This is a genomic window from Allobosea sp. AAP35, from assembly GCF_001295925.1.
Taxonomy (GTDB): domain Bacteria; phylum Pseudomonadota; class Alphaproteobacteria; order Rhizobiales; family Beijerinckiaceae; genus Allobosea.
Map to the genome: position 1 here is coordinate 2,501 of NZ_LJHQ01000066.1, position 3,417 is coordinate 5,917.

The 3,417-nt window shown below is 54.4% G+C and carries 1 tRNA gene and 2 rRNA genes; all 3 read left to right on the forward strand.

The annotated features are described in order from the left end of the window. Nucleotides 1–52: 52 nt before the first annotated feature. The 3 genes from IP69_RS19135 to IP69_RS19145 all read left to right on the forward strand — a co-directional run bounded on the left by IP69_RS19135 (nt 53) and on the right by IP69_RS19145 (nt 3,306). Nucleotides 53–2,859: ribosomal RNA gene (locus IP69_RS19135) — 23S ribosomal RNA — on the forward strand. 132 nt (nt 2,860–2,991) lie between these two features. Next, a 5S ribosomal RNA gene (gene rrf, locus IP69_RS19140) occupies nt 2,992–3,106 on the forward strand. A 123-nt stretch (nt 3,107–3,229) separates the two neighbouring features. Continuing rightward, nucleotides 3,230–3,306: transfer RNA gene (locus tag IP69_RS19145), tRNA-Met, on the forward strand. The last annotated feature ends 111 nt before the right edge of the window (nt 3,307–3,417 follow it).

A 3,417-nucleotide genomic window follows, 5' to 3' on the forward strand; every position in this document is an offset into this window, starting at 1 on the left:
CTGATCATATGTGCGCGAAGCTGGTAGCTTTGCGGACATCGATCATGAGAACGATCAAGTGCCTTAAGAGCATTCGGTGGATGCCTTGGCGCTGAGAGGCGATGAAGGACGTGATACGCTGCGATAAGCCGTGGGGAGCTGCGAATGAGCTTTGATCCGCGGATTTCCGAATGGGGAAACCCACCTTCGACAATTCGTATTGTGACGTCAGTTCGCAAGGGCTGACGTGGCACTACGAATTGTCACATGAAGGTATTGAAACCTGAATACATAGGGTTTCAAAGCTAACCCAGGGAACTGAAACATCTAAGTACCTGGAGGAAAGGACATCAACGAGACTCCGTTAGTAGTGGCGAGCGAACGCGGACCAGGCCAGTGCTTTCTTGGAATTAACCGGAAGTGGTTGGGAAACCACGCATTAATGGGTGATAGCCCCGTACGGATACGAAACCTTGAGAGACATGAGTAAGGCGGGACACGTGAAATCCTGTCTGAACGTGGGGGGACCACCCTCCAAGCCTAAGTACTCCTCAGCGACCGATAGTGAACAAGTACCGTGAGGGAAAGGTGAAAAGCACCCCGACGAGGGGAGTGAAATAGCACCTGAAACCGAATGCTTACAAACAGTGGGAGCTCAAGGTTCGTCCTGGGTGACCGCGTACCTTTTGTATAATGGGTCAGCGACTTAATCTGACGAGCAAGCTTAAGCCGATAGGCGTAGGCGCAGCGAAAGCGAGTCTGAACAGGGCGTTCAGTTCGTCGGATTAGACCCGAAACCGGGTGATCTAGCCATGAGCAGGTTGAAGGTAAGGTAACACTTACTGGAGGACCGAACCGGTGCCTGTTGAAAAAGTCTCGGATGACTTGTGGCTAGGGGTGAAAGGCCAATCAAACTCGGAAATAGCTGGTTCTCCGCGAAAGCTATTTAGGTAGCGCCTCGCGTGAATACTCTGGGGGGTAGAGCACTGGATGGGCAAGGGGTGCTTACCGCATTACCGATCCTAACCAAACTCCGAATACCCAGAAGTACTGCGCGGGAGACACACGGCGGGTGCTAACGTCCGTCGTGGAGAGGGAAACAACCCTGACTTACAGCTAAGGCCCCTAATTCGTGGCTAAGTGTGAAAGGATGTGGGAATCCCAAAACAACCAGGAGGTTGGCTTAGAAGCAGCCATCCTTTAAAGAAAGCGTAACAGCTCACTGGTCTAAACAAGGGTTCCTGCGCCGAAAATGTATCGGGGCTCAAGCCACGAGCCGAAGCTTAAGGTTTGCACTTTGTGCAAGCGGTAGCGGAGCGTTCCATAAGCCAACGAAGGCGGACCCGTGAGGGCTGCTGGAGGTATTGGAAGTGCGAATGCTGACATGAGTAACGACAAACAGTGTGAAAGACACTGTCGCCGAAAGTCCAAGGGTTCCTGCGTAAAGTTAATCTCCGCAGGGTTAGCCGGCCCCTAAGGCGAGGCCGAAAGGCGTAGTCGATGGGAATGAGGTGAATATTCCTCAGCCAGTTGGTAGTGACGGATCCCGTACGCTGTCGGACCTTATTGGATTGGTCCGGCTTCCAAGGGGTTCCAGGAAATAGCTCCAACATTAGACCGTACCCTAAACCGACACAGGTGGACTGGTAGAGTATACCAAGGCGCTTGAGAGAACTATGCTGAAGGAACTCGGCAATTTACCTCCGTAACTTCGGGATAAGGAGGCCCAGTGTTCAGGCAACTGTTCATTGGGGGCACAGACCAGGGGGTAGCGACTGTTTAACTAAAACACAGGGCTCTGCGAAATCGCAAGATGACGTATAGGGTCTGACGCCTGCCCGGTGCCGGAAGGTTAAAAGGAGGTGTGCAAGCACCGAATTGAAGCCCCGGTAAACGGCGGCCGTAACTATAACGGTCCTAAGGTAGCGAAATTCCTTGTCGGGTAAGTTCCGACCTGCACGAATGGCGTAACGACTTCCCCGCTGTCTCCAGCATAGACTCAGTGAAATTGAATTCCCCGTGAAGATGCGGGGTTCCTGCGGTCAGACGGAAAGACCCCGTGCACCTTTACTGTAGCTTTGCGCTGGCATTCGTGTCGGCATGTGTAGGATAGGTGGTAGACTTTGAAGCCGGGGCGCCAGCTCTGGTGGAGTCATCCTTGAAATACCACCCTTATCGTCATGGATGTCTAACCGCGACCCGTCATCCGGGTCCGAGACAGCGCATGGCAGGCAGTTTGACTGGGGCGGTCGCCTCCCAAAGAGTAACGGAGGCGTGCGAAGGTGGGCTCAGAGCGGTCGGAAATCGCTCGTTGAGTGCAATGGCATAAGCCTGCCTGACTGCGAGACTGACACGTCGAGCAGAGTCGAAAGACGGCCATAGTGATCCGGTGGTCCCGCGTGGAAGGGCCATCGCTCAACGGATAAAAGGTACGCCGGGGATAACAGGCTGATGATTCCCAAGAGTCCATATCGACGGAATCGTTTGGCACCTCGATGTCGGCTCATCACATCCTGGGGCTGGAGAAGGTCCCAAGGGTTCGGCTGTTCGCCGATTAAAGTGGTACGTGAGCTGGGTTCAGAACGTCGTGAGACAGTTCGGTCCCTATCTGCCGTGGGTGTAGGATATTTGAGAGGATCTGCCCTTAGTACGAGAGGACCGGGGTGGACGTACCTCTGGTGGACCTGTTGTGGCGCCAGCCGCAGTGCAGGGTAGCTATGTACGGTCGGGATAACCGCTGAATGCATCTAAGCGGGAAACCCACCTCAAAACGAGATATCCCTTGAGAGCCGTGGAAGACGACCACGTTGATAGGCCGGGTGTGTAAGTGCAGTAATGTGCTCAGCTTACCGGTACTAATTGCTCGATCGGCTTGATCGTTCTCATGATCAATGTCCGCACACTTACAAAATGCGAACACCGCGCTCCTCGCCTGGTTCATCTCAACCAGGGCAAACGACGACGCGACGACAAAACGAAACATCATTTATGCTTGCCATTGTTCTTTGCCGGCCCGGTGGCTTGAGCGAGAAGCCAGAACCCGATCCCATCCCGAACTCGGCCGTTAAACTTCTCAGCGCTGATGGTACTGTGTCTCAAGACCCGGGAGAGTAGGTCGTTGCCGGGCCTGCAAAGAACAAACCCTCTTCACAAAACAAACCGCAACGCGGCGCCAGGGCGAAAGCTCCAGCGCCGCGTTCCAGTTTAAAGCGCCCTGCAACACACAACGCAGCGCAAACACAAGACTTATCGCGGGGTGGAGCAGCCCGGTAGCTCGTCAGGCTCATAACCTGAAGGTCGTCAGTTCAAATCTGGCCCCCGCAACCAAATCAGATGACCCAACCCCCGCCCAAAAGGCGGGGGTTTTTTACGTTCAAGGCCGTCAATACCCTCACCGACCGCCCCGCCCAACCGGATGTTGTGGTTCAAGCCCAGCTG